The 1,222-nt window shown below is 60.0% G+C and carries 1 protein-coding gene; it reads right to left on the bottom strand.

The window, feature by feature from the left end:
• Window positions 1–136: 136 nt before the first annotated feature.
• Window positions 137–1,129: an IS5 family transposase gene (locus PKKP23_RS33400; protein ID WP_126880077.1), complete on the bottom strand. Its 993-nt coding sequence runs from the start codon at window positions 1,127–1,129 to the stop codon at window positions 137–139.
• Between the last annotated feature and the right edge of the window lie 93 nt (window positions 1,130–1,222).

Genomic DNA, 1,222 nt, shown 5'->3' with positions numbered 1-1,222 from the left:
TGCTAGGGAAATGCTGATTAATGGGCCAACCGCCGACGTTTCAGGTGAGATGACGTCGAACTTTCCGGATAACGAATCGAATCGGCGCTCATTTCGGTGCAGTTGGCTCGTAAACGAGCCTCCCTGCTCGCATTTTTCACACGCATGACGGACTGCTCCCATGAACCGAACGCAGCCGGTTTCGTACGATCACCAGGTTCGCCAGGGCGAACAGACTGGACAGCTGCGCCGTGTTCTTGGCCAGTCCCTTGTAGCGCACCTTGCGATAACGGAACAGGTTCTTGACGATATGAAACGGATGCTCGACCCGCGCGCGGATTTGCGCCTTGGTTCGCTCGACCGTGGTCACCAGATCCTTCAGCGGGCCATCCTGCATCGCCTTGATCTTTCCGCGCTTGGCCGCCACACGCCATTTCACCAGCTTGCCGTTCATTTCGTCGCGTTTGTCCACGCCGATGTAGCCCGCATCGCCGAACGCTTCCTCTTCATGCCCGTGCAGCAGGGCGTGAGCCTGCGAAACGTCCGACACGTTGGCCGCCGTGCCCACCACGCTGTGAACCAGTCCCGAATCGGCGTCGACCCCGAGATGGACCTTCATCCCAAAGTGCCAGGCGTTTCCTTTCTTCGTCTGATGCATCTCCGGGTCGCGGCTCTTCTCGGCGTTCTTGGTCGACGACGGCGCTTCGATGATCGTCGCGTCGACCAAGGTACCTTCCTTCATCATCAGCCCGCGTTCGCACAGCGAGATACCGATCTCATCGAACAGCTTGCGCGTCAGGTCATGCTCGAGCAGCAGGCGCCGGAACTTCAGCAGCGTGGTCGCATCCGGCACATTCTCGACAGCCAGATCGATTCCCGCGAAGGCACGCATCGCGATGCTGTCGTACAGCGCGTCTTCCAGCCCTTCGTCCGACAGGCCGTACCACTGCTGCAGGAAATAGATTCGAAGCATCCGGTCCAGACCTATCGGCGGACGGCCGCGCTCACCCTTCGGATAGTACGGCTCGATCGCCGTCAGCAACCGCGGCCACGGCACGAGCTTCTCCATCTCGTCCAGGAAACGCTGACGCCGGGTCACGCGCTTCCTGCCCGCACTTTCCGCTTCCGCAAAGCTCATCTGCCGCTTCATCATCGAGGGTCCGTTCCGTGAACTGCCTTCTACAACGTTCTCGGCTACGTCAGCGATGACCGCCGAGCTGGATAAATCAGTGTTTCCCTAGCG

The organism is Paraburkholderia kururiensis JCM 10599 = LMG 19447, assembly GCF_003986935.1.
Classification (GTDB): domain Bacteria; phylum Pseudomonadota; class Gammaproteobacteria; order Burkholderiales; family Burkholderiaceae; genus Paraburkholderia; species Paraburkholderia kururiensis.
This window is presented reverse-complemented; position numbering and strand designations above follow the sequence as displayed.